Here is a 1,681-nt window from a genome sequence, read left to right on the forward strand (position 1 = left end):
CGTGGCTGTTGCACAACTCTGCTTCCAACATCGATTTTTCAGCGGCTGAATTGGCGAATGAGATTTTCTACCATTGTCTACCCTGCTTAGTTGAGAAAAAGCACGCCAAAGCCCAGAAAAGTGTCCCCAGAAGCCAATGACCAGTCCACCTTTAGGGCTATGGCTTGGCTGACAATAGACTTGGGCGTGAACTTCATATACTTCTTCAGATTGAAGGCAATAGCCGCCATTAGCATCACCTTGTGAGCCCCGGCTTTGCCGCGTACATTTAGTTTGCGTATGCCGTAGTGCTCCACTAAACTCCCTAAGACCGGCTCAACCGTCTGGTGGCGAAGCCGTTTCATACGCTTGCCTCGCCGACTTTGCTGACGCGCCAAAGCTCGCCGATAAAAGGGATCATAGGCCGTCCGAGTAATCTGTCGACACTGACTCTTGGGCACACAGGTGGGTTTGAGGGGGCATTGTCGGCAGTCTTGATAATCCGCCCGGTAGACTTTTAGCCAGCCGCCATCCGCGGTCTTGTCAAACGTCTTAAACACTAAACGCTTACCCTGCGAGCAGGTAAAGTGATCGCTTTCAGGGGCATAGGGAAAGCCTTCGATTTGGGGCTTGTATTGGCCGAAGACGGGTATCCAGCCGATGATGTTCCATTGCTCCAGCAAGGCGTAGTTACTCCCATTGGAGTACCCAGAATCAGCCAGTATCTCCTCTAGACGCAGTTCATTATTGGCCAACCGCTGCTGAAGCTTCAGCGTAATATCGGGTAGCGACTGGCTATCCCGACCATCGGCAAAATCGGCCTGCACATGACTGATGACCCCTTGAGCGGTATCCACTGCCAAGCTACAATTGTAGTTGAGTTTGCGGGCTTTACCCGGCTTGATCGAAATACGAGCATCGGGATCGGCAGGACTGTAATGGGTTTTGTTACTCAATAACTTTGCCTTTTCGTTGCCAGCTCCTAGAGTTGTTGGTGCATGCTTCAAGTTTTGCTGGCGCTTTTTTAACTGTCTTAGCTGATGATCGGCAGCGGTAATCACTGGCGCAGCTTGCCGGGGACTGAGGGTAGCTATGGAAGTCCCGGGCTGATCCTCCGCCGACTGGACCAGCCTGGGACTAGGTAGATTAGGTTGTTTTTCGAGCAGTCGTTCCATCGACGCATTGGCTTTGACAGGGGCTGAGTCGATAGCTACTCGCCGACCAGCTACCATATTATTGGCCACGCACAGGCTGAATACCTTGTCAAATAGTAGCTCAAAAAGTGCTTCTGGGTAAAGTTGACGGGTACGGCTCAACGTAGAGTGCCAGGGAAGCGGTTCATCAATGTTGTAGCCCAGGAAATACAGCATATCCATGCGCATGGAGCAGTGCTCAATCAGCTTACGGTCAGAGGTAATATTCTCCAGGTAGCTGATGAGCATGAACTTGAAGAAGACAACTGGGTCAATCGAGGGATTGCCGGTCGAGCCATAACAGGCTTCGGTGTGTTCATACAGGAATCTCAGATCGAGCGTCTCCTTCAGCCGACGGTAGAAATTATCTTTCGGAATGCGGCTGGAAAGGTGGAAAGAGGTGATGAGTTTTTCGCGGTCGTGTTTTCTGCCTTGCATAGATAGCTGAAGGTACAAAAACTCCATCTATCATGCAGTTTTAGGCACTGGCAGAGTTGTGCAACAGCCAC

The 1,681-nt window shown here is 51.0% G+C and carries 1 protein-coding gene; it reads right to left on the reverse strand.

Translation table 11 applies throughout. From position 1 onward, the window contains the following. Positions 1-86: 86 nt before the first annotated feature. Positions 87-1,610, reverse strand: a complete 1,524-nt coding sequence (locus ACYVJM_RS32005) for an IS1182 family transposase (protein ID WP_461152192.1) — start codon at positions 1,608-1,610, stop codon at positions 87-89. Positions 1,611-1,681: the final 71 nt, after the last annotated feature.

It is taken from the genome of Spirosoma pulveris (genome assembly GCF_054781875.1).

Bases quoted from the DNA above. Each gene is read 5' to 3' on its own strand.
- ACYVJM_RS32005 (WP_461152192.1), bottom strand. From the start codon at position 1,610: ATGCAAGGCAGAAAACACGACCGCGAAAAACTCATCACCTCTTTCCAC.